This window comes from Streptomyces sp. NPDC088554, from assembly GCF_044752945.1.
Taxonomy (GTDB): domain Bacteria; phylum Actinomycetota; class Actinomycetes; order Streptomycetales; family Streptomycetaceae; genus Streptomyces.
In genome coordinates this window covers 165,900-188,529 of record NZ_JBIVMF010000015.1, presented here as the reverse complement: position 1 = coordinate 188,529, position 22,630 = coordinate 165,900, and the positions used below count along the sequence as shown (strand labels likewise).

Here is a 22,630-nt window from a genome sequence, read left to right as displayed (position 1 = left end):
TGGTCATCGACGCCCTGGCGGCGGCCGAACGCACTCGCGGCAGCCTTGCCGGGGCTGTCATGCACACCGACCACGGAGCCCAGTACACCAGCAGGACGTTCGCCGATGCCTGCCTCAGGGCCGGGGCCCGACAGTCCATGAGCGCCGTCGGCAGCCCGGCGGACAACACCCTCGCCGAGTCCTTCAACGCCACATTCAAACGCGACACACTCCAAGGCCGAAAGCACTGGTCCAGCGAACGCGAGGCACGCCTCGACGCATTCCGCTGGCTCAACCGCTACAACAACCGACGCCGACACTCCCGCCTCGGACACCGCAGCCCGATCACCTACGAAACAGCCACCAGAACAACACCAACTACGCCGACAACAGCCACCTAACCCGTGTCCAGAATCCGGGGTCAAGGCCCACGACGCACTACCCCCCTCTCCCCGTCGAGGAAGTCGAACACCGCGAGGGGAAGAGCACCACCCGCTTCTACCACCGGATCACCATTGACTGTCCCGTCAAGACGCACACTCTCCGCATCCGGCGCGACGAGACGGACGAAGACCGCCAAATCGATCCAAAGAACAAGCGGCAGCGCTTCAACCGCACTGAGCACCTCAGGCAGGTGCCCCCAGACACCCCGGCCGGTCGGCGCCTGAAAGGCTTCCGCCAGGACAGCGAGTCCGTCCACTCCCGGTTCAATCAGAGCTACCCCCACAAACGAATCCCGGCATACGGCGCCCGGGGAGCCCTCGGCTACGCCTGGCTGAACAACTCGATCACCCGAGCACTCAACACGATCTCCTCTTGACGACCACAGCAGGTCACCCCTTCACGGATACTCCAGCACCCTGCCCCCAGGATCCCCAGCGAGCAGCATCCCTCAGTACGTCCGGCACGCCACCCGCTACACTGGCGGCGGCGAACAGGCCCTCATCGGCCAACCGCTAACCTGTCCAAAGCATGTCAAAAAGCGGTCGCGTGCACTCTTCCGTTTTAGACACGTTTATCGACAGATCCCCGCCTTCGTAGCTCAGGGGATAGAGCACCGCTCTCCTAAAGCGGGTGTCGCAGGTTCGAATCCTGCCGGGGGCACAACGCGTTACGCAGCTGACCTGGGTTTCTCCCCCAGGGAGGCACTTTATTCGGCCTCGGACTCCCCAGTCCGGGGCCGTTTTGCGTGAGCAGGCGGAGAGCCGATCTCCTAAATACCTCCCAAAGGATCTGCACGAACCGGAACGCGTAGCGCTTGATCCTCTACACCACGTCGTGGGACACGACCGGTCCGTCTTCGCCCGCGTCATCGGCCGCCGCTGACACCACCCTCTGCCGGGCAACGGCACGCGCGGACAGTCCTTCAGCCCGGTGCAACCGCCGGATCTCAGCCCAGTCCTCCACAAGGATCACCCTCTCTTCCTCCCAGCTCCAGAGACCCTGAAGCCAGAATGATCAAGAGATCGCAGAGTGGCTCACTTTTCATCCGCCGTCCGTGGTATCCATTTCACCCATTGCCGACACCCTCAGCAAACCGCCCGGCCGATGCCGACGACACTCCTCACACCAAGCCCCGACCGGGCATCAGCCGACGATGCACTGCCCGCCAACCCGAATACTCGGCCGGCTCTGCCCACGTAAATCGAGGGCGGAATGGCGGGTGTCGCGTCGGTCAGAGGTCGGCCAGTCCGGGCGCGACGTACTTGCCGTAGTGGTACTCGCTATGGAACTGAGCCGAGGAGTGGCTGATCACCTTGTCGATGCCGCCGAACTCCGTTCCATGCCCGGAGTGTCGCCACCATCCGGGCATGACACGTGGAGCGGTCGCGGCCCCAGCGCGGCGGTGTGCCTCGGTGTCAGCGGCCCTGATGCGGTGATCCGGCGGGCGCGGGAGGGGCCTTCGACCAGCTCCCTCACGATCCGCGACCGGCCGTCGCGCCCGACCGGATCGTGGACCCCCACCACATACGGATGCGGCACCTTCGCGGCCGTACGGACCGCACGGCCGGCCGGCGTCCGCCGCTCCCCGCTGCCGTCGGCGAGGAGGTACAACTCCTTTGCCGCGAGCTCGCGTTCCAGCACCTGGTCGCGGGCGCGCCGGACAGTGCCCGTACCGCCCCGGCGGGTGCGCAAGGAGTTGTACCACTCTCCCGCTATCTCACCGCCGACGACGCCGGGGCGAGGTTCGGCGCCGCGCTGGAGGTCGGCGGCGGGGGCAGCGCCTCGGTCAGCCACCGCTGTTCCCGTGATCCGTCACGCGTCCGGACCACCACATCGGCGCCCGCCGCCGAGGACACGGGCGCCAGCGACAGCCCGGCCCGGCGCTGGGGGACCAGCTTGCCGTGCACGGTCAGGTCGTACCGTACGTCCGTGGCGCGCGCGGCGGTCCCTTCCGTACAGCCGTCGAGGACGATCACACCGTCGTCGGCGCGCGAGTTCAGGCACAGCTTCGGTTCGGCGAGGCTGCGCAGCAGGCCGTCGTCCTCGTACGACCACTGCTGGGTGGCGGCGGACGAGCAGGCCGCCATCGTCGCCCGCGCGCCGGGCCTCGCCTTCGTGTCCGCCTTCGCGCCACGGATGTCCAGGCACAAGTCGCTCGACACGTTGCGCAGTTGGGTACGGATCGGATCGCCCGAGAGCGCGCCCGAGGACTGGGCGGCGCGGGACCCGGAGAACGGCGGTGTGCCGTACGAACCGCTCGGCACCGCCGATCCCACGTCGTCCCCGCCGAGCGCCCACAGGCTCGTGACCGCCACCGTCGCGAGCAGGGCGACCGATCCGACACCGATCCCGGTGAGCAGCGCCTTCGACTGGCCCCGCCGCCCCGCGCCGAGTGCGTTTCCGGCGGGCGCCGCCACGGAATGCCTGCCGGCCGCGCGTACCGCCGATCGGGCGGATTTCGCCGAACTCACGGATCGCGGAACGGAGGAAACGGGAGCCGCCGTACGGTCGCCCCTGCGTGACCCGAGATAGTCGGGGGCATCCCTGCCGAGGACCACTTCCGCGAGTAGAACGTCCAACTCGCCATTGAAATAGCCGAGTTGTTCGGCTGCGAATCGGCAATGCGAGCACTGCGCCAGATGCTTCCGTACGTCGGGAAGCAGCGCGCCGCCCCGGCGAATCGGCTCGTCGAGCAGTCGGCTGTAGTGCCTGCATTCCTCGTTCGTCGCCAGTTCGGCATGGGCCAGCAGACAGCCCGCCCTGAATTGTTCCCGCGCCTGTTGCAGCTGGGACCGCGCCGTGACCGTATCGAGAGCGAGCAGAACCGCGGGCACGGATATGTGCTCGCCCTCGGCGTCGATGTGCCACAGCAAACACTGCGCGGTGCTCGACAGCGCCAGGAAAGAACGGGCGGCGAGCTTCCGGTCGGCGGGAACCTCGGGCTTTCCGGAGCCGGACTTCCCGGAGCCGGACTTCCCGGGCCCCGCCTTTCCGGCCCCCGCTCTCCCCTCCGTACCCAGCAGAATCCCGCGCACGGTACGGGCTCTGGCCGCTCTCCGCAGCTCCGGCAGGAGCGCGCAGATGGGCTGCGCGGACGACCACGTCTGCACCAGGTCGCGTACGGCCACCAGCAGCCGGGGCCGCAGGGCGGCGATCGGCTCGACCGTCTGTCTGCTCTCCAGGACCTGGTGGAAAGCGGTCGCCGCGAGCACGGACGCGGTGTTCGCCGAGGAGCCGAGAGCCACGGCCGCGTAATCGCGGACGGGCTGCCAGTGCCGCGCCATCAGTACGGCGACGGGATAGGCGTCGCCGCTGTCCGGGTACATACGCAGCGCGGCTACGAGAACGGCGTCGGACGCCTCGGAAACGGCGGCGGAACGGGGCGGATAGAGCGGGCGAGGCGGATGTGGGGAGTGGGGGGTGTGCACAGAGCTATTTCCTTCCGGGCGCAATGTGGCACGTGAAGGCTCCGCCCGGCGAAAAGACCGACCCTCGGTCGGCCCATACCTTCCGGCATTCGCGCGGTACGTAGGCCGGGGCGCATGACCTGGCGGGAACATGGGGATAGGAAGTTGAGCAGGTGACGATGAACCAGGTGAAGTATTGGCTTCACCTTTACACACGTGACTGTCAGGAAACAAGACACTTCAGCATGCGCTGACTTGAAAAGCAGTCGAACCCGTGGCCGGTCGCAGCCGCGCCCCCGGATACGCGATGGCCGCGGTGCGCGTGTTTCGCACCGCGGCCCGTCATTGTGTTACCGCTCGGTTGTGTTACCGCTCAGTTGCATTCCTGTTCGGTTGCGTTACCACCCAGGTGTATTACTGCGCGGTTGCGTTGCCGCCCAGGTGTATTACTGCGCGGTTGCGTTGCCGCCCAGGTGTGTTTCTGCGCGGTTGTGTTACTACTCGTCCGCTCCCTGCGACCCGAGGCCCCCCGGGACCCGGTCCGCGGTCAGCCGCAGTCGAGCTTGATCTGGGCCGCCGCGTGGTGGGCGCCGAAGCGTTCCTTGCTGCCGAAGTCCAGTCCCCGGTCCACCAGTTGCACCGCGAACGTCGTCCCGCCCTTGACCTCGAAGCTGCCCGCGTTCACCAGGCTGCCTCGGTACTTGGTCTGCCGCACCTTGAAGGACGCGTAGGAGGACTTGCTGTTCGACGGGTCCTCAAGGACGCGGTAGAAGGTCGGATCACCCGCCACATCGCGGTTCCGCTTGCTCTTCGGTACGTAGACGGAGACCTCGCACGAGTCGTACGAGGCACCCAGCTTCCAGCTCCACGTGGCCGTGGAGCCCGCGTCCTTGTCCGGGATGCCCGACATCGGGACCGCCGAGAAGCGGCCGTCGCAGCCGGATCCGACATAGCCGCCGGTCCTGACGGTGTACCAGGCCGCGTCGCCGTTCTCGACCCGGCCGTGTTCGCGGTACGCGTTGCCCGAGCAGCCCGGCCCCGCCCAGCCCGTGAAGCCGGGGGGCGCGGTGGGCGCCGGCTCCGCGGTGGCGCCGGGACCGGGGTTCGCGCCGTCGGCGGCGCCCTCGCCCGGGGTCGCCCCGGCGCCGGGCAGCGCGCCCGTTCCCGTACCGACGCCGTCGCCCGTACCGGCACCCGCTCCTGTACCGACGCTGTCTCCCGTACCGGCGCCCGCTCCCGTACCGGCGCCCACTCCCGCGCCCGGGAGCTGGCCGACTCCGCCGGTCGCGCCCGAGCCACCGCCCACACCGGGCAGTTGGGGCAGCCCGATCTGGCTCGGCGCCCCGTTGCCCACGGTGTCGTCGGACGAACCGACGTTGCCCGAGACGACCGCGACCGTCACCCCGACACAGCCGACCGCCAGCAGCGCGACGGTCACCACCAGCCCCTTGCGCGAGCGCTTGCCGCCGTACTGGCCGCCCGCCGGGAAGCCCGCCGAGAAGGGGTCTCTCGGCCCCTCGCTCCGCGCCTCGTTCCGCGTTTCCTTCCGTTCCTTGCGCGCGTCCTTGCGGGAGCGCCCGCGTCTTCCGCCCTCGCGCTCACCGTCCCGCCCGCCGCCGTCGCCCGCGGAGAAGATCGCGTCCAGGGCGTCGTCGCCCGCGTCGCGGCCCCGGCCGTCGTCCCCGCCGAAGCCCCGGCTGCCGGGCAGCGAGCCGAGACCGTACGAAGCGCCGTCCGGTCCTCCCGGGAAACCCTGCCCGGGGAAGACAGCGGTCTCGTCCTCGCCGAAGGCTCTGCCGAGCGGTCTGCCCGGTATCTCGTCGGGTATCTGGTCCATGGTCGCGGCGGCCCGTCCACCGGGCATGCCGCTGGACATCGCACCGAGCATTCCGCCAGACACGCCGTTCAGCCTGCCGGACCCCGACCCGCCGGGCCAGCCGCCCGAACGCTCCTCGAGGCCACTCCAAGCAGCCTGGGTGGCACCCGCGTCGCCCCAGGTCTGTGTGGCGCCCGCGCTGCTCGCGGACTGCGTGTCGCCGGCGTCACACACGGGACAACGCATCCCGGGCAACACAACTCCCCGGTCACTCCCGCACCGTTCACACCTCATATCGCATCACTATGAGGGATCGCGAGACAACTCGACAGTCCAAACCCCATGATTGACCGTTTGACATTTATCTCGTCACCCGGATTGAGAAACTTTGGGTCATCTTGCCGTGGGGGGGGTCCCTTGGCTCTGCCCCGGGGTCAGGACCCACCGTCCTCCGTCACCGGCCGGGAGCGGCCCGGTGACGGAGGACGGGACCCCGTGGAACTGCCCACGATCGGCGAATTCGCGGCACGCTCGCGGCTGTCGCCCAAGGCTCTGCGGCTGTACGACCGCCTCGCCCTGCTCGCCCCGCCCGGGTCGACCCGGCCACCGGCTACCGCTGGTACCGCCCCGACCAGGTCGAACGCGCCCGGCTCGTCGCCGCGCTGCGGTAGCTGGACATGCCGCCGGCCCGGATCGCCGAGGTCGTCGCCCTGCCGGGCGGACGAGCGGCATCGGGCAGCCAGGGGCCGTCGAGCAGCCGGGTGGCCGGGTGGCCGGGGAGCCTATCTCGGCGCCTCCGCCAGGAGCTCCTCCGGGCAGCTCGTCCCGCGCGGCAGTTGGTACGGAGCGGCCAGCCGGTACACCCCCGGCCTGGGCGCCAGCAGCTCCGTCCACTCGTCCCCCTCCGCCGTCGCCGCCGCCTTCAGCAGGCAGCCGTTGACGTTCTCGAAGACCTTGGGGCTCTCGGGGTCCGCCTTGGACGCGGCCGTCCGCTGGGGCGGCAGGAGGCTCTTGCCGTCCTCGTCGACCAGCCCGAGCCACGGTGAGTACGGGATACGGATCAGCACCCGCCCCGCCGCCTTCACGTGGATCGTCAGCTCGCCCGCGCCCGCCCGGTCCACCGTCGCCGGGGGGTCGGCCAGCGGCATCGGGTCCTCGACGGCGAAGAGCTGCCAGTTGGCGTCGCCCCACAGCCGCTCCAGATAGGGCAGGCCCTTCTCGACCAGCTCCGCCTCCTGCCCGGCTCCCGCGTCCGGCCGGCCCTTCGGCAGCACCACGTAGTGCACGGCCCAGCGGTCCAGCCAGCGCCGGTAGCTGTCGGAGGTCAGGGTGTCGTCGTAGAAGAGCGGGTTGCGCTCCATGTCCGCCTGGCGGTTCCAGCCACGGGCGAGGTTGACGTACGGCGCGAGCGCGGACGCCTCGCGGTGGCTGCTGGCCGGGACGACCTCGACGCGCCCCTTGGCCGCGTCGACCCGCTGCAACTGGTTGACCAGCGGCGCCAGCTCACGCGTCCAGGACGCGGCCGGTGCCGTACGCACGATGTCGTCGACGCCCTTGTAGCCGATCCAGAAGTTCAGCCCGGCGACGGCTATGAGCAGCGCGTACCAGCGGCGGGAACGCGGCGCGGTGTACGGCAGGGCCGCGAGCAGCACCACCCCCGCGACGACCATCGCGAACCGGGAGACGTTGGAGCCTATCTGCGAGTCGATCACATAGGTGAGCAGCACCCCGGCGCCGTAGACCACCGCGGCCACCCGGACCGTACGCCAGTCCGCGGGGACCAGGACGAAGGTGAACACGGAGAAGAGGAACGGCAGCGAGGCCGTCCCCACCGACATCGGCTGCGTCCCCGAGAACGGGAACAGCCACGCCGAGAGCGCCACGACGGCCGCGGGCGCCAGCCCCAGCGCGTACGCCCCCGGGCGCCGTTTGTTGAGGAACAGCGCCGCCGCTATCACCCCGAGGAACAGCCCGGCCACCGGACTCGACGCGGTCGCCAGCGCGGCGAGCGGCGCGGCGGCGACGCCCTTGAGCCACCGCTTGTGCCGCCAGCGGTACGGCCAGCAGAACACCGCCGCGACCGCGCCGACCGCGAACATCATCCCGAGGCCGAACGTCACCCGCCCCGACAGCGCGTTGCAGAGGTACGCGAAGACCCCGGCGAGCGCGCACGCCACCGGATTGCGCACGGCCCGCACCCTGACCAGGATCAGCGCGGTCAGCGCGGCGGACACGGTCCCGGCGATCATCATCGTCGTACGGACGCCGAGGACCGACATCAGATACGGCGAGACGACGCTGTACGACACGGGGTGCATCCCGCCGTACCAGGCGAGGTTGTACGCGGAGTCCGGGTGCCGCCCGACGAACTCGGCCCAGGCGTCCTGCGCCGCGATATCGCCCCCGCTGTTGGCGAAGAAGAAGAACCACAGCACGTGGACGGCGGCGGCGACCACGGCCGTGAACATGACCGGATGCCGCGCCACGAGATCCCGTGCCCGCCGGAACCGGGCACCGGCCGGGCTCCCGGATCCGGGAGCCGGCTCCGGTGTCGGCGGTGGCTTCGGCGGCTCGGCGAGCGGCGGCAGCGGCGCGCGCAGGTCTATTCGCGCCCCGACGGATCCCTTCCCCCCGAACGCTCCCCCGGACGCGCCATCCCCATCGGCGCGCATCGGCTCAGCGGTGGTCACTACGGCTCTCCACGTCTTCCCGGGCTCTCCACGTCTTCCCGTCTCACCGTCGCCTGCGTTGCCCTGCCCGGTGTGCCGACCCCCCGGCATGTCCGTCCCGACCGTCTTCGGAGGACGCCGTCCCCCCGCGTCCCGAGCAGATGTCCATTTTTCCGGACGCTAGCACGGAGCACTGACAAAGAGCAGCGAGAAGAGCAACGGCGAAGAGGGCGCCCCCACAGGGACGCCCTCTTCGATCTCTTCGATTCCGTCAGCCCGCCCGGCCGTAGATATCAGCCGATACTGGGCAACATCAGTCGATTCAGCTGATACGTGTCAGCTTCGCGCCGAAGCCCGGCTCGACCAGCGCCTCTTGGAGCGCGACCGGGGCCTTCACCTGGCCGGGGCCCGATCCGACGGTCAGCTCGCCGACCACCGTGCCCGTCTCCGCCGTGTGCGGGAGCTGCTCGCCGCCGTCCGACAGCTTGACGGTGATCTTCAGGCCGGGCCAGCCCGCGACCGTCAGATCCTTGGTGGCGGTCACGGGGACCCGGCCGCCGAGGCCGTCGTCGACGTACCCGACCGTGTCACCCTTCTTCACCACGGTCTTCGCCACGAGCGCGTCCTGCGTCGCGAGCATCACCTTCTTGCTCGCCGCGTTGACCGCGTCGATGATCGACGGGCCCTGCTGGCCGAGAACGGCACCCACGAGGTACTGCTCCGTACCACCCACGTCCTTCTTCGCGGCGAAGAGCAGGTTCCCGCCGGCCTTGGTGGTGGTGCCGGTCTTTATGCCGATGGCACCGTCGTACGGGACGAGGGTGTTCCAGTTGCGCCAGGTCTTCCCGGACGGGTCGGTCCACGACGGCAGTGCGGTGATGGTCATCAGCGCCGGCATCTTCACCAGCTCCAGCCCCAGCTTCACCTGGTCCGCGGCGGTGGACACCGTCGTCGCGTCCAGCCCCGACGGGTCGGTGTAGGTGGTGTTGGTCATGCCCAGCTCTTTGGCCGTCTCGTTCATCTTCTTGACGAACTCGTCCTGCGAACCGGCGTCCCAACGCGCGAGCAGCCGCGCCACGTTGTTGGCGGAGGGGATCATGAGCGCGCTCAGCGCGTCCCGCTGGGAGAGCTTGTCGCCCTTCTTGATCGTGTTCAGCGTCGACTCGTCGTTGGACTCGTCGTAGCCGCCCTCCTTCTCCGCCGTGGCGTCGACGGGGATCACGGCACCGTCCTGGCCCACCTTCATCGGGTGGTCCCGCATGATGATGTACGCCGTCATCGACTTGGTCACACTGGCGATCGGGACCGGCTTCTCCTCGCCGAACGCCCCCATCGCCCCGAGCCCGGCCACCGACATCGCGCCCTGCCCGTGGTCGGGCCAGGCGAGCGAGGGCTTGTCGCCCTCGAAGGTGTACGAGGAGTCGGCGGTCAGCGCGAGCTCCGGGACCGGAAGCGGACGTACCGCCTGGACCACGGCGAAGACGACCACCCCGAGCAGGACCAGCGGGGTCCAGATCTTGACCCGGCGGACCACGGTGCGCATCCGGGTCTCGGGGGTGTTCGTCAGCTCGGCCAGCAGATCGAGCGGCGGCATGGGCGGCAGCGGCTGCTGCCGCGTCCGCTCGGCCTCGGGAATCGCGGTAGTGGTGGTGACGGACGCCGACGGTACGGGGGCGGCGGGCCCGGAGCCGGACGGCGCGGGCTTCGGCTCGGCGGGCTTGGCGGCGGCGGGCTTCGGAGCGGCGGCGGGGGTGCTCGGCGCGGTCGGCTTGTCGTCACGGCGCAGCGGTACGAAGGTGCTGGCGCGCTCGCCGCTCTCGTTGCTGGCGCTCCTGTCGCTCTTCTCGGCGGCGTCCGCTGCGGGCAGTTGGGGAAGCTTGAGCGCGGTGGTGGGCTGGTCGACGGCGGGCTTCCGGACGGCCTTGAAGACGGCCGTGGCCTGATCGGGCTGCTCGGATGGCGCGGACCGCTCGGGCTTCGGCTTGTCGCTATCGGCGCTCCGGGCGGCTTCGGGGGCTTCAGGGGCTTCGGAGTCCCCTGTCGCCTTGGCTCCTGTTCCTGCCTTGTCCTCTGTTGCTGCCTTCGCCTCTGTTGCTGCCTTGTCCTCTGTTGCTGCCTTCGCCTCTGTGGCCTTGTCCGCGTCGGGAGCGGCTTCGTCCGTGGCGGGCTTCGCCCAGGAGGGGACCTTGACGTCCGGGTCGGGCGTGGCCTCCGGTGCGGGCTTGACGTCCGGGTCGGGCTTCGCGTCGCCCTTGACCGGCTCGGGCTTCTTCTCCGCGACCGGCTCGGGCTCCTCGGCCGGCTTCTCATCGCCCTTGACCGGCTCGGCCGGCTTCTCGGCGGGCTCGGGCTCCTCGGCCCGCTCCTCGGCCGGCTCGGGCTCCTCCGCAGCCGCCGGTTCCTCGGGCTCCTCCGCCGTGTCCGGTTCCGACTCCTCGGCGGGTTTCCCGGCCTCCGGCGTCTTCGTCTCCGCCGCCTTCGTCGTCTCCGCCATTATGGGGCCGTCGTCGGAATCCCCGGCCTCCTCGGCCGTCTCCGTACCCTCCTCGACACCCTCGCGCTTTGCGGTCGCGACTTTCGTCGCCACCGCGGAGCCGGAGCCGGATTCCGATTCGGCCATCTCCGCCGTTCCGGCCTTCTCCGCCGACGATTCTCGGAAGACTGAGAGCCGCGGATCGTTCTCTCCAGCAGCCGTCTCCCCCGACGACTTCAGCTGATCCGACTTGCCGGGGGACTCGCCCGCCACCGTGTCTCCTTCATGTCTCATCCGACGTTCCGCACTGTCCGAAGCATCTATCAGTGTCCTGCTCTGAGACCTCGGCTCCTCCGCTAGACGAGAACGACATACATAACGGTTCCCGTACAAAGCACCCAGGCGCCCTCGACAGACCATTGTGAGAGGGGTCACCCTGTCATTCATCCACGCGGGGAGGCATGGATGGGCAGGAGCCGCAGAACAATTCCGGAGGAGCTTCTGTTGCTCGCTCTGGACCCGGCCACGGGTACCACAGCGCAGCCGCAGTCGCTCGACCTCGGCCTCGCCGGAGCACAGCTAGTGGAGCTGGCTCTGGCAGGACGGATAGCCCCTGATGGGGATCGTATCGCCGTGGTGATGCCGCGGCCGACCGGAGATCCGACTCTGGACTCCGCACTGGAACTGCTGCGCAGACGCGGCAGTCCGGTACGGGCGGTCCACTGGATTGGCGGGCCCCGACTGGGACTTCGCCAGACGTATCTCTCGCATCTGGAGCGGTGCGGCATGGTGCATGCCGTGGCGGGCCAGATGTGCGGGGTGTTGCCGACGACTCGCTATCAGGCGACGGAGACGGCGATCAGCCGGGAGATCAGAACCCGGCTGGACACCGCGATCCGGACCGGCGTACCGCCGGACCCACGGACCGCGGCGCTCGCCGCGCTGGCCCATGCGGTCGGACTCGGCAAGCACCTCTACCCCGGGAACGAGGGGCGCTCGTCGCGCTCCCGGCTCCGGGACCTGATCAGGCACGACCCCATGGGCGGCCTCGTGGCACACGCCGTGATGGACGTCCAGAACGGCGCGGGCGCACAACCGCGTCGTAACCCCGCCCAGAGCGCCCCAGGCGCTCCGGGGGGCGGCAGGTCGCCGGGCGGTGTCCCCATGCAGCCGCAGCGCGGCGGCATGGACCGCGTGGCGGCGCACTGAACGGTCCGGTATCCACGCGCACAGCACAACGCACCACGCACCACAGCGCGATGAGCACCGGACCGACACGGCACCGGCACAACACCCGCACGGCCCGCACCACCGCAACCGCACCATCCGCATTCCGCCGTACCGAAGTCTCCAGACCAGGTCCGGGAGCCGCACAAAACGCGCGGGGCAGCCAGGCACCATCGGCTGCCCCGCGCGTCGTGCACCACCCTCCGGGCGTCGCTGACGGCCTCCGTACGCGCCCCGGCGCCCTCTGTGGGGCCGCGACCGCCCCCGGCCGGCTCCGGCGGCCCCGGGGCGCCCGGCGGCGCCCGTACCGGCGCCACGGCGCGCGCACCGGCGCCCGGGAGAACGCGCGGAGCGGCCCGAGTGTCTCTGTCGCCATTTCCCAGCGCAGGCGCGGCCTTTGGTGGCAGTCTGCTGAACAGTAGATACGTACAGCTACGCAACCGGAGGTGCTGTTTCTCGTGGCGTCCAACGTCAATCCCACCGTCAGACGACGCCGGTTGGGCCAGGAGTTGCGCAGACTGCGCGAACTCAAGGGCATGACCGCCGAAGAGGTGGCGGAGCGCCTGCTCGTCTCCCAGTCGAAGATCAGCCGACTGGAGAACGGCCGCCGCTCCATCAGCCAGCGCGATGTCCGCGATCTGTGCGGGGTGTACGAGGTCGAGGACCAGCGCATCGTCGACTCGCTGATGCAAATGGCGAAGGACTCCCGCCAGCAGGGCTGGTGGCATGCCTTCGGCGACATCCCGTACAGCGTCTACATCGGCCTGGAGACCGATGCCGCCTCGCTCAGGGTGTACGAGCCACAGGTCGTCCCCGGCCTGCTCCAGACCCGGCCGTACGCCGAGGCGCTGATCAACGGAGCGCTGCCCGAGGCGCCCGTACCGGACGTCGAGAAGCGGGTCGGCGTACGGCTCCGCAGGCAGGACCGCGTCAACACACCGGACAACCCGCTCCGGCTCTGGGCCGTGGTCGACGAGGCGGCGCTGCGCCGGGTCGTCGGCAGCCGTCAGCTGATGCGCGAGCAGTTGGAGCATCTTCTCGAACAGTCGCAGCTGCCTCATGTGACCGTGCAGGTGCTGCCGTTCGACATGGGCGCGCACCCGGGGATCACCGGGCACTACGCGGTTCTGGAATTCCCGGATACCGCCGACTCCAGCGTCGTCTACATCGAGGGCGTGACGAGCGATCTTTATCTGGAGAAGGCCAATGATGTGCAGCGGTACAGCGTGATGTACGAGCATCTGCGGGCCCAGGCCCTGAATGCCGATCAGACACGGGTGTTCATCGAGAACATCGCCAAGGATTACGCCCGCTGAGCCCCGGCGGCCACCGGCCCGGCCCGAACGATTCGACACCGTCCGTCCCGCCATCCTCCCATTGGCCCGAAATGGTGAATTAATCCATTTTCGCAACATGAGGTCGACGAAAAGGCCATCCAATATACACCTCAACCGACCGATTAGGGAAGACTTCGATGGGATAATCCATCAGGACGAGTGAACGCCCACCCCGCCCATCGGGTGGTGCGAGTAGCGTCGATCATGTCAGCAAGAAGTTGGCGCTATTTCACATCTCTTGTCGAACCGGAGCGAACATGGCAATTCTTCAGGGCGCTACGAATACTTGGACGAAGTCCTCGTACTCCGGCGGAAACGGCGCATGCGTGGAGGTCAGGTCACCCATCGTCCAGGCCATTGCGGTACGGGATTCGAAGGCTCCGGAAGGGCCGTCGATCTCCTTCGTCCCTCACTCCTGGAATGCGTTCGTACAGGAAATGAACAAGGGCGCTTTCGACCTCGGCTGAGATCAAAAACGCCCACATGTGACACGCACCATCAGCATCAACGCACCACCAGCACCACGCGCCTCGCGCGCACACGGATAGAGCCCTCTCGACCGGTCCGCCGTCCTGGCCGAGGGGGCTCGGCCATGCCCGCTCCCGTTCCGGAGCCCGAGGGTCCGGACGCGCCGTCCCTCTGCCGTACGCACGGGACCCGCATCCCGCACTGTGCCGCCCACCTGACGAAGTGCCCACTCATCGTGAGGGTTCGCCGTGTCCACGACAATGTTTCAATGGTAAAGAAACGGCAAAATCGTTCCGCTTTCTGATTTCTGTTCATATTTGCGACCCAAAAGCGCTCTTGCCTGCCATCGCCCCAGGAGATTCAATCCCCCAAGACCCCGCTCCCGCACGGGTACCGCAGACCGGACGAAGTGCTTGACCGTTCCTCAAGCGGAACCCCTGGAGGGGGCACCATGAACAGCCTCGACTGGGCCGTGCTCATCGCGTACTTCGGCGTGATGGTCGCGATCGGCCTCTGGTCCCACAAACGCGTCGACGATGTCGGCGACTTCTTCACCGCCGGCGGCAGAATGCCCTGGTGGCTTTCGGGCATCTCACACCACATGTCCGGCTACAGCGCCGTTATGTTCACCGGATACGCGGGCATCGCCTATACCTACGGCGTCACCTCGTTCGTGACCTGGTCGCTCCCCATCGCCATCGGTATCGGTATCGGCGCCAAACTCTTCGCGCCCCGGCTCAACCGGCTGCGTTCCCGGCTCCATGTCGCGTCGCCGCTCGAATACCTCAAGAACCGCTACGACCTGAAGACCCAACAGGCACTCGCCTGGTCCGGGATGCTGCTGAAGATCATCGATGTGGGCGCCAAATGGGCCGCCATCGCCACTCTGCTCTCCGTCTTCACCGGAATATCCCTCAACCAGGGCATTCTGATCACAGGTGTCATCACGGGCATCTACTGCACGGTCGGCGGGCTGTGGGCCGACGCCCTCACCGAACTCGGCCAGTTCATCATCCAGTTGTTCGCCGGTATCGCGATGCTCGTCGCCGTCATGGGCGAGCTCGGCGGCTTCAGCGCGCTGTGGACGGTCTGGGACAAGCTCCCCGACGGCCACGCCGCGCCGACGGCCGGTCCGTACACCGTGACGTTCCTGCTCGCCTTCCTCTTCATCAAGACCTTCGAATACAACGGCGGCATGTGGAACCAGGCGCAGCGCTACATGGCCACCGCCAACGCCCGCGAGGCGACGCGTTCGGCGCGGCTCTCCGCGATCCTCTGGCTCGTCTGGCCGCTGGTGCTGTTCTTCCCGATGTGGTGCGCTCCCCTGCTGGTCGAGGCGCAGAAGCCGGACGCGTCCGACTCGTACGCGCTGATGACCGGACAGCTGCTGCCGCACGGGCTGTTGGGGCTGGTTATCGTGGGCTTCTTCTCCCACACCATGGCGATGTGCTCCTCCGACGCCAACGCCATCGCGGCGGTCTTCACCCGGGACGTCGCGCCCGCCCTGTCGAAGGCCGCGCGCACCTGGTCGACGCGGGCGGCGCTGCTGGCGGCGCGGCTGTCGACGATCACGTTCCTGGCGCTGTCGATGGCCATCGCCACCCAGGTCAACTCCCCGACGTTCAAGGACATCATCACGGTCATCATCAAGTGGGTGGCCGGGCTGATGGGGCCGATCGCGATCCCGTTCATGCTGGGTCTGCTCAAGCCGTTCCGCAGGTCGGGCCCGACCGCCGCGCTCACCAGCTGGGCGATGGGGCTGCTGGCCTTCTGGCTGGTCAACTACCCCGTCAACTGGGCCGTGGAGGGCGGTGTGCCGCTCCAGTACCAGGTCTCGGTCCCGCTGGCGGTCTCGCTGCTGCTGTACGTCGTGATCGGCTTCCTGAAGCCGGAGGACACCCCGGAGCGCGATGTGCTGCTGGCGCGGATCGACGGCGAGGGCGACGGCGACGGTTCGGGGCTGACGGCGGCCTCGCTGAAGGCTGCCGCACCGAAGGAGCCGACCGGCAGGGCCCCGCAGGACTGACCCGGCGCGGGGCGCGTGGACGGGCTCGTACCGTACGTACGACTTCCGTACGGTACGCAAGGCTTCCGTACGGTACGCAAGGCTTCCGTACGACTTCCGTACGGTACGGGCCCGCGCACCCCGCGCGTCAGCCGCGCGGGTACCGCGTCAGCCAGCCCGACTCCGTGACCTCCGGGGTGTGCAGGGCCCGGCCCTGGGTCATCTCCATCGCGAAGTCGTCCGCGATCTCCAGGATCGTGGGCCGGCCCTCCAGCTCCGCCAGCCAGGCGGGCGGCAGCGCCGTCTCGCCGTGCAGCGCGCCGAGGATGGCGCCCGCGAGGCTGCCGGTGGCGGCGGAGGGACCGTCGTGGTTGACGGCGAGGCGCAGCCCGTGGCGTACGTCCTCGGCGACCAGCCCGCAGTACACGGCGACCGCGAGCGCGGACTCGGCGGTGCGCCCCTCGCCGAGCGCCACGATCCTGTCCGGGCCGGGAACGCCCTGCCGTACGGCGTCCAGCGCCTGCTGGAGCGCCTCGGAGACCGGCTGGTCGGCGAGGCGCGGGGCCAGCATCTCCAGGGTCCTGCGGACGCCCGTCTCCAGCGTCTCGCCGCGCGCCAGCGCGTGCACGATGACCGCGAACGACCCCGCCGAAAAATACGCCCCCGGGGAACCGTGCGTCTGGACCGCGCACTCCAGCGCCAGCTGGGAGACCAACTGCGGCTCCCACCCGACCAGCAGCCCGAACGGCGCGGAGCGCACCAGCGCGCCCGAGTCGCGCGCGATGGGGTTCTTGGGGCTGTCGAGCGTGCCCATGGCCTCGTCGCCGAGCCCGGTGAGCGTGGAGATCGTCGGATCACGGCGCGTGTACAGCCACTCCTCCTGCGCGAGCCAGCCGTTGTCCTTGCGCCGCAGATCGGGGCCCCAGTCGCGCTGCGTCGCCGCCCAGCGCTGATGCGCGCGGTGGACATCCGTGGGCGGGTGCCAGGCCCCGGTGTCCCGGCGCACATGCGCGCGGATCAGCCCGTCGACGGTGAACAGCGTCAGCTGCGTGGCGGCGGTGACCCCGCCCCTGCGGCCGTACGCCGGTACGAAGTCGAGTACGCCACCGGGCCCGTGCGCCGCCCGGATCTCCTCCAGGGTGAGCGTGGACACGCCCGCGCCCAACGCGTCGCCCACCGCACCCCCGAGCAGCGCGCCCCGCACCCGGCTGCGGAAGTCCTGCTGCTCGACACGGCCCCAGATGGAACCGGACGGTGTGCTCACGCGCCCACTCCTCCCCCCTGTGCCTACCGGCGACTGCGCAGCACTGTAATCGAACGGGAACAGGGGGTCGGGAGCTCTCCTGGGCGCCCCGGGGGATCCCGGGGGTGGTATGGGGGCCCGTGGTCACGGAGGTCGGTTTTGGGGAACCTCAGCGGATGGCAAAGGTTCGGTGACGATTACGTGAACTATGCCTCCGAAGCCGTCCAGAGCACCGCGAAGGCATCCCGGGCGGCGATCACCCGCGCGATACGGGGACGGAGGCGGGCGGCCTCGGTACAGGTCTCGGCACCTGCTTCGGCACGGTCTCGGCACCTGCCTCGGCACAGGTCTCGGCACAGGTCTCGGTACAGGTCTCGGCACCTGCCTCGGCACAGGTCTCGGCACGGGTCTCGGCACCGGCTTCGGTACAGGTCTCGGCACCGGCTTCGGCACCGGGGAGCAGCTCCTCCGGGCGGCCCACCAGCCGGGCGGGATCCGTCCAGTCGTACGCGCCGGACTCGGCGGCCGGCAACGCGCCGAGCGCCGCGTCCAGCCGGGGCCAGTCCGCCCGCGCGGCGGCGTCGAGCACGGCCGCGCGGGGATCCTCCGCCGTCTCCGCCGACGCGGGCATGCCCCCGGCGGAGGCCCGCGCCGCCATGGGGTCCGGTTCGGCCGGCGACGCGGTCACCGACTCCGCCTCGTACCCCCGCTGTCGGCAGGTGGCCGACAGCCGGTCCAACTGCTTGAGGGGGTGCCCTTGTTGGCCGAGCTGCTCACCGATCGTGGCGAGCGCCTCCGGCAACCCTGCTCACGGAATCGCGTCGGCCCGGACGGCGAGCGCGGACCGCTCCCGGGCATCATGTTCCAACTCCCTTACGAGAAAGGTCTTTCCGGAGGGGCGGGCGCGCAGGCCGGTCTCACTTCCGGCTCACTTCCGGTCTCACTGCCGCAGCGCGGGCCGCTCCAGATGGGTGAACGCCCTCAGCAGCCACTCCACCGGACCCATCCGGAACCGCCGCATCCACCAGGCGCTCCAGGCCAGTTGTACGGAGTAGATCGCCAGCGCGATCCCGATGACCCCGGCGTACGGCACCCGGCCGACGAGCCCGAGGCCGACCCCGGTGAAGATCAGGACGCACAGCAGCGACTGGCTCAGATAGTTGGTGAGCGCCATCCGCCCCGGCCGCGCGAGCACCTCCGCCAGCCGGGCGCCGGGCGTGGTGCGGAAGAACCGCAGCAGGGTGGCGACATAGGCGGCGGTGAGGAAGGGCGCGGTCACGATGTGCGCGGTGTCGGGGAACAGTGTGTCGTCGCTCCCGAAGGTGTAGTACAGCGAGCCCGCCAGCCCGACCGGGAACCCCACGAGCTGTACGGTCCGCAGCCTGCCCTGGTACGAGGACGGGTCGGCCGACATCCGCCGCTTGCCCATCGCCAGCCCGACCAGGAAGGCGGAGAACGCCAACGGGCCCTGGAAGAAGAGGATCAGCGGAAGGGCGGTCGCGAGCGAGTCCAGCCGTTCGCCGATGACCGACCCGAGACCGCCGCGCATCGCCTCCGTGGACGCCTGTCCGTCCGCCAGCATCGCCGCCTGCTCCGAGGCGGTCGGGGCGGCGCTGCCGAAGACTGCCACCAGGAGCGCCAGCGCCAGGAACACCAGCGCGATCGTCCCGGTGATGATCCCCGCCACCCACAGCGCCCGGCGCGGCGAGATCCCGCGCAGCGCGAAGAGAAGCAGTCCGAGCACCGCGTACGTGAGCAGGATGTCCCCGTAGAACAGCAGGACCGCGTTGGCCGCGCCGAGCAGGAACAGCCCGCAGAGCCTGCGCAGGAACCGGGGCGCGAAGTCGACTCCGCGCGCGGCGGCGGAGTCGAGCTGGAGGGTGAAGCTGTACCCGAAGAGGAACGAGAACAGCAGATAGAACTTCGACTCGAAGAAGAACCGGACCACATCCCCGGCCACCCCGTCGTGCCAGGCGTCCCGGGCCGGGTCGGGCAGGTCCAGGAGGGTGTAACCGCTCGCGAAGAACGGGATGTTGACCATGAGGATGCCGAAGAGAGCGAACCCGCGCAGCGCGTCGACATCCGTCAGACGCGCTGTCGTGGGCCCGCCCCGGCCGATGGGATCGGTCCGAGCTGGTGAAGTCATGGGATACGACGGTACGGGCACCGGGCGGCGCGGGGAGCCCGACCAGAGCAGACGGCCGGTTCTCTTCCGTACCGGGGCTCCCGGCTATCCTTCGCCGCTGACCAGCGGCAGCAGCTCCGGCAGGTGTCCGTCCGAGGCGGTCGCCGCCCGGACGCGCTCCTCCGGGACCTCCCCGTACAGCGTCGTACGCGGCTTCGCCGGCCGGCCCGCCGCCTCCGCGATGGCGACGAGGTCCTTGATCGAGCGGTACGACCCGTAACTGGAGCCCGCCATACGGGAGATCGTCTCCTCCATCAGCGTCCCGCCCAGGTCGTTGGCGCCCGAGCGGAGCATCTCGGCGGCGCCCTCGGTGCCGAGCTTGACCCAACTGGTCTGGATGTTGGGGATGTGCGGGTGCAGAAGGAGCCGGGCCATCGCGATCACCGCGCGGTTGTCGCGGTCGGTCGGGCCGGGACGGGCGATGCCCGCGAGGTAGACGGGGGCGTTGGTGTGGATGAAGGGCAGGGTGACGAACTCGGTGAAGCCGCCGGTCTCCTGCTGGATGCGGGAGAGCGTACGGAAGTGGCCGAGCCAGTGGCGGGGCTGGTCGACGTGTCCGTACATCATGGTGGAGCTGGAGCGGATGCCCAGTTCGTGGGCGGTCCTGATGACCTCGATCCAGGTCGCCGTGGGCAGCTTGCCCTTGGTGAGGATCCAGCGCACCTCGTCGTCGAGGATCTCCGCCGCCGTGCCGGGGATGGAGTCGAGACCGGCCTCCTTGGCGGCGGTCAGCCACTCGCGGATCGAAAGGCCGGTGCGGGAGGCGCCGTTGACGACCTCCATCGGGGAGAAGGCGTGCACGTGCATGCCCGGGACGCGTTCCTTCACGGCGCGCGCGATGTCGAAGTAGGCGGTGCCGGGGAGGTCCGGGTGGATACCGCCCTGCATACAGACCTCGGTGGCGCCCACCTCCCACGCCTGCTCTGCGCGGTCCGCGACCTGGCCGAGCGAGAGGGTGTACGCGTCGGCGTCCGTGCGCCGCTGGGCGAAGGCGCAGAAACGGCAGCCGGTGTAGCAGACATTGGTGAAGTTGATGTTGCGGGTGACGATATAGGTGACGTCGTCGCCGACCGTGTCACGGCGCAGCTCGTCGGCGATACGGGTCAGCGCGTCCAGCGCCGGGCCGTCCGCGTGGAGCAGCGCGAGCGCCTCGGCGTCGGTGAGCTTCGTCGGGTCGTCGGCGGCCCGCGCGAGGGCCTGGCGTACGTCCGTGTCGATACGGGACGGGACCATGCCGGGCCGCGCCGCCTCGCGCAGGGCCTCCCAGTCGCCGTACACCTCGTCGAAGTCGTCGCGCCGGTCGCTCGTACGGCCCTCGGTGTCGATGGTGCGGTGCAGATCGGTGCGGCCGGTGGAGGTGAAGCCCTCGTCGGGCTCCTGCCAGGGCAGCCCGGCCGGCCGGGCGCCCTCACGGGCGAGGCCGGTCTCCGGGTCGGCGAGCGCCCGGACGTGCGGCATCAGCCGGGGGTCGAGCCAGGGCTCGCCGCGCTGGATGAACTCGGGGTAGATCGTGAGCCGTTCGCGCAGCTCGAAGCCGGACTCGGCGGTCCTGGCGGCCAGTTCGTCGATGTGCGGCCAGGGGCTCTCGGGGTTGACGTGGTCGGGGGTGAGCGGCGAGACCCCGCCCCAGTCGTCGATGCCCGCTCCGATGAGCAGGGCGTACTCGGCGTCCACCAGATTGGGCGGCGCCTGGATCCGGGCGGCGGGCCCGAGCAGGTGCCGGGCCACGGCGATGGCCGCCGCCAGCTCCTCCAGCTCGGCGTCCGGCATCCCGCGCATGGCGGTGTCCGGCTTGGCCCGGAAGTTCTGCACGATGACTTCCTGGATCCCGTGGTACGCCCGCTGGACGCGCCGCAGCTCGAAGAGCGAGTCGGCGCGCTCCTCGTACGACTCGCCGATGCCGATCAGGATGCCCGTCGTGAACGGGACGTTGGAGCGGCCCGCGTCCTCCAGCACCCGCAGCCGTACGGCCGGTTCCTTGTCCGGCGATCCGTGGTGCGGGCCGCCGGGCTCGGACCAGAGCCGGGTGGCGGTGGTCTCCAGCATCATGCCCATGCTGGGCGCGACCGGCTTGAGCCGCTGGAGGTCGGTCCAGGACATCGCGCCGGGGTTGAGGTGGGGCAGCAGCCCGGTCTCCTCCAGGACGCGGATGGCCATGGCCCGTACGTAGGCCAGGGTGTCGTCGTACCCCTCCGCCTCCAGCCACTCCCTGGCCTCCGGCCACCGGTCCTCGGGCCGGTCCCCGAGCGTGAACAGCGCCTCCTTGCAGCCCAGGGCGGCGCCCTGGCGGGCGATCTCCAGCACCTCGTCCGGCGAGAGGAACATCCCGTGCCCGGCCCGGCGCAGCTTGCCCGGCACCGTCACGAACGTGCAGTAATGACACCTGTCCCGGCAGAGTCTCGTCAGCGGGATGAAGACCTTGCGGGAGTACGTGATGACCCCGGGCCGCCCCGCGGCCTCCAGCCCCGCGTCCCGCACCCGCGCGGCCGACGCGGCCAGGTCGGTCAGATCATCGCCCCGCGCCCGGAGCAGTACGGCGGCCTCGGCGACGTCGAGTGCGACGCCGTCCCGGGCGCGCTTGAGCGCGCGGCGCATGGAGTTGGCGGTGGGCTTCCCGCTGGCGGGGCCCTGCGATGCGCTCGTTGTCATGGCACCGAGCATACGAGCGGTCCCCCTACTGAGCAGAGTTCCTTACACAGAGTCACGTTACGTCACCTCACCGACAACCCGCCTCCCGTCGTCCACACTCCACCCACAGCAGCTTCCCGCCGTATCCGGACAGCCCCTCCCCGAGCCGGTACACCCCCCAGTCGTCCGCGCACATCCGTACGAGCTGTAGCCCCCGCCCGCCCTCCGCCGGGCCGTCCGGCGCGGGTGCGGCCGGCGGGGCGCCGTTGAACGGGGGCGGGATCTCGGGGTTGCTGTCCCAGACCCCGACGCGGACCCTGTCCGGTTCGAGGGCGCGGATACGGAGGGTGTACGGGTCCCGGGAGTACCGGTACGCGTTGGTGACCAGCTCGCTCGCCAACAGCTCGGCGGTGTCGGTCAGTTCACTCATCCGGTGCGCCTTGAGGACGGCGCGGAGAGTGGTGCGGGCGATGCCCGCAGTACGGGGATCGTGCGGGAGTTGGAGCGTACGCCCAGAGCGGGGATACGGTTTCCACGGAAGTCTCCAGCGGTGGAGGGGGTGGGTTCTTCGGTGCGGTACGGATGCGATGCGGTGCCCGGTGACCAGGCCGCTCCGTCGAGCGGGGTACTTCCGGGCGGCCGGCCCGAATCCGAATCTAGACCACGTGCCAGACTTACTTGCTAGATTTCCCAGCAATACTGACGAATCTCACTCCTGTGAGTGACGACCCGAACTCCCTTTGTCCTGG

At 69.7% G+C, this 22,630-nt stretch carries 16 protein-coding genes, 1 tRNA gene and 1 pseudogene; 7 read left to right on the top strand and 11 right to left on the bottom strand.

Translation table 11 applies throughout. The annotated features are described in order from the left end of the window. Positions 1 to 380, top strand: a 380-nt coding sequence (locus tag ACIP8W_RS19575; RefSeq protein WP_402203830.1) for a transposase, incomplete at its 5' end; no start/stop codon positions are given. A gap of 20 nt (positions 381 to 400) precedes the next feature. Here the strand turns inward: ACIP8W_RS19575 and ACIP8W_RS19570 are convergent. Beyond that, positions 401 to 679 carry a hypothetical protein gene (locus ACIP8W_RS19570; protein ID WP_402203829.1) on the bottom strand — a complete coding sequence of 93 codons (279 nt, stop codon included), beginning with the start codon at positions 677 to 679 and terminating at the stop codon, positions 401 to 403. Between the two features lie 331 nt (positions 680 to 1,010). On the opposite strand from ACIP8W_RS19570, the gene ACIP8W_RS19565 reads away from it, so the two are divergent. Continuing rightward, positions 1,011 to 1,083, top strand: a tRNA-Arg gene (locus ACIP8W_RS19565). Positions 1,084 to 1,654: 571 nt separating this feature from the next. On the opposite strand, the gene ACIP8W_RS19560 is transcribed toward ACIP8W_RS19565, so the two are convergent. The 3 genes from ACIP8W_RS19560 to ACIP8W_RS19550 all read right to left on the bottom strand — a co-directional run bounded on the left by ACIP8W_RS19560 (position 1,655) and on the right by ACIP8W_RS19550 (position 5,730). Next, positions 1,655 to 1,792, bottom strand: coding sequence for a hypothetical protein (locus ACIP8W_RS19560; protein WP_402203828.1), 138 nt, complete (start codon positions 1,790 to 1,792; stop codon positions 1,655 to 1,657). A gap of 343 nt (positions 1,793 to 2,135) precedes the next feature. Next, on the bottom strand, positions 2,136 to 3,851 hold the full coding sequence (locus ACIP8W_RS19555; protein WP_402203827.1) for an RICIN domain-containing protein: 1,716 nt from the start codon (positions 3,849 to 3,851) through the stop codon (positions 2,136 to 2,138). A gap of 526 nt (positions 3,852 to 4,377) precedes the next feature. Continuing rightward, entirely contained in the window at positions 4,378 to 5,730 is a 1,353-nt protein-coding gene (locus tag ACIP8W_RS19550; RefSeq protein WP_402203826.1) for a hypothetical protein, read from the bottom strand. Positions 5,731 to 6,141: 411 nt separating this feature from the next. Between ACIP8W_RS19550 and ACIP8W_RS19545 the strand changes: the two are divergent. Beyond that, positions 6,142 to 6,377: pseudogene (locus ACIP8W_RS19545) on the top strand (MerR family transcriptional regulator); the annotation flags it as partial. Between the two features lie 51 nt (positions 6,378 to 6,428). On the opposite strand, the gene ACIP8W_RS19540 reads toward ACIP8W_RS19545, so the two are convergent. Together ACIP8W_RS19540 and ACIP8W_RS19535 are read right to left on the bottom strand one after the other, a co-directional pair. Beyond that, positions 6,429 to 8,336 carry an MFS transporter gene (locus ACIP8W_RS19540; RefSeq protein ID WP_401950905.1) on the bottom strand — a complete coding sequence of 636 codons (1,908 nt, stop codon included), beginning with the start codon at positions 8,334 to 8,336 and terminating at the stop codon, positions 6,429 to 6,431. 301 nt (positions 8,337 to 8,637) lie between these two features. After that, positions 8,638 to 11,082, bottom strand: a complete 2,445-nt coding sequence (locus ACIP8W_RS19535) for a D-alanyl-D-alanine carboxypeptidase (RefSeq protein WP_402203825.1) — start codon at positions 11,080 to 11,082, stop codon at positions 8,638 to 8,640. A 171-nt stretch (positions 11,083 to 11,253) separates the two neighbouring features. Between ACIP8W_RS19535 and ACIP8W_RS19530 the strand changes: the two genes are divergently transcribed. The 4 genes from ACIP8W_RS19530 (at position 11,254) to ACIP8W_RS19515 (ending at position 15,846) form a co-directional block, all read left to right on the top strand. Continuing rightward, the gene (locus tag ACIP8W_RS19530) at positions 11,254 to 11,997 is read left to right on the top strand and encodes a GPP34 family phosphoprotein (RefSeq protein WP_401950900.1); all 744 of its coding nucleotides are present in this window, start codon (positions 11,254 to 11,256) and stop codon (positions 11,995 to 11,997) included. 476 nt (positions 11,998 to 12,473) lie between these two features. Then, positions 12,474 to 13,331 (top strand): helix-turn-helix domain-containing protein, encoded by an 858-nt coding sequence (locus tag ACIP8W_RS19525; protein WP_401951300.1) that lies wholly within the window; start codon positions 12,474 to 12,476, stop codon positions 13,329 to 13,331. A 278-nt stretch (positions 13,332 to 13,609) separates the two neighbouring features. Then, positions 13,610 to 13,819, top strand: a complete 210-nt coding sequence (locus ACIP8W_RS19520) for a DUF397 domain-containing protein (RefSeq protein ID WP_401950897.1) — start codon at positions 13,610 to 13,612, stop codon at positions 13,817 to 13,819. A 452-nt stretch (positions 13,820 to 14,271) separates the two neighbouring features. Next, a complete protein-coding gene (locus ACIP8W_RS19515) occupies positions 14,272 to 15,846 on the top strand; it encodes a sodium:solute symporter family protein (RefSeq protein ID WP_401950895.1) in 1,575 nt (524 codons plus the stop codon). A 127-nt stretch (positions 15,847 to 15,973) separates the two neighbouring features. Here ACIP8W_RS19515 and ACIP8W_RS19510 read toward each other — a convergent pair whose 3' ends face one another. The 5 genes from ACIP8W_RS19510 to ACIP8W_RS19490 form a co-directional block, all read right to left on the bottom strand. Further along, positions 15,974 to 17,089, bottom strand: coding sequence for an ADP-ribosylglycohydrolase family protein (locus ACIP8W_RS19510; protein ID WP_401950892.1), 1,116 nt, complete (start codon positions 17,087 to 17,089; stop codon positions 15,974 to 15,976). A 235-nt stretch (positions 17,090 to 17,324) separates the two neighbouring features. Next, the gene (locus tag ACIP8W_RS19505) at positions 17,325 to 17,870 is read right to left on the bottom strand and encodes a hypothetical protein (protein ID WP_402203822.1); all 546 of its coding nucleotides are present in this window, start codon (positions 17,868 to 17,870) and stop codon (positions 17,325 to 17,327) included. 138 nt (positions 17,871 to 18,008) lie between these two features. Beyond that, on the bottom strand, positions 18,009 to 19,214 hold the full coding sequence (locus ACIP8W_RS19500) for a DUF418 domain-containing protein (RefSeq protein ID WP_401950886.1): 1,206 nt from the start codon (positions 19,212 to 19,214) through the stop codon (positions 18,009 to 18,011). Between the two features lie 84 nt (positions 19,215 to 19,298). Further along, a complete protein-coding gene (locus ACIP8W_RS19495) occupies positions 19,299 to 21,902 on the bottom strand; it encodes a bifunctional FO biosynthesis protein CofGH (RefSeq protein ID WP_401950884.1) in 2,604 nt (867 codons plus the stop codon). Between the two features lie 67 nt (positions 21,903 to 21,969). Continuing rightward, complete coding sequence (locus ACIP8W_RS19490) at positions 21,970 to 22,578, bottom strand: ATP-binding protein (RefSeq protein WP_401950881.1); 609 nt, start codon at positions 22,576 to 22,578, stop codon at positions 21,970 to 21,972. Between the last annotated feature and the right edge of the window lie 52 nt (positions 22,579 to 22,630).

Excerpts from the sequence above, each read along its gene's own strand:
- ACIP8W_RS19560 (WP_402203828.1), bottom strand. The coding sequence starts at position 1,792 with ATGCCCGGATGGTGGCGACACTCCGGGCATGGAACGGAGTTCGGCGGC.
- ACIP8W_RS19515 (WP_401950895.1), top strand. The coding sequence starts at position 14,272 with ATGAACAGCCTCGACTGGGCCGTGCTCATCGCGTACTTCGGCGTGATG.
- ACIP8W_RS19495 (WP_401950884.1), bottom strand. The coding sequence starts at position 21,902 with ATGACAACGAGCGCATCGCAGGGCCCCGCCAGCGGGAAGCCCACCGCC.
- ACIP8W_RS19530 (WP_401950900.1), top strand. The coding sequence starts at position 11,254 with ATGGGCAGGAGCCGCAGAACAATTCCGGAGGAGCTTCTGTTGCTCGCT.
- ACIP8W_RS19500 (WP_401950886.1), bottom strand. The coding sequence starts at position 19,214 with ATGACTTCACCAGCTCGGACCGATCCCATCGGCCGGGGCGGGCCCACG.
- ACIP8W_RS19535 (WP_402203825.1), bottom strand. The coding sequence starts at position 11,082 with ATGAGACATGAAGGAGACACGGTGGCGGGCGAGTCCCCCGGCAAGTCG.
- ACIP8W_RS19520 (WP_401950897.1), top strand. The coding sequence starts at position 13,610 with ATGGCAATTCTTCAGGGCGCTACGAATACTTGGACGAAGTCCTCGTAC.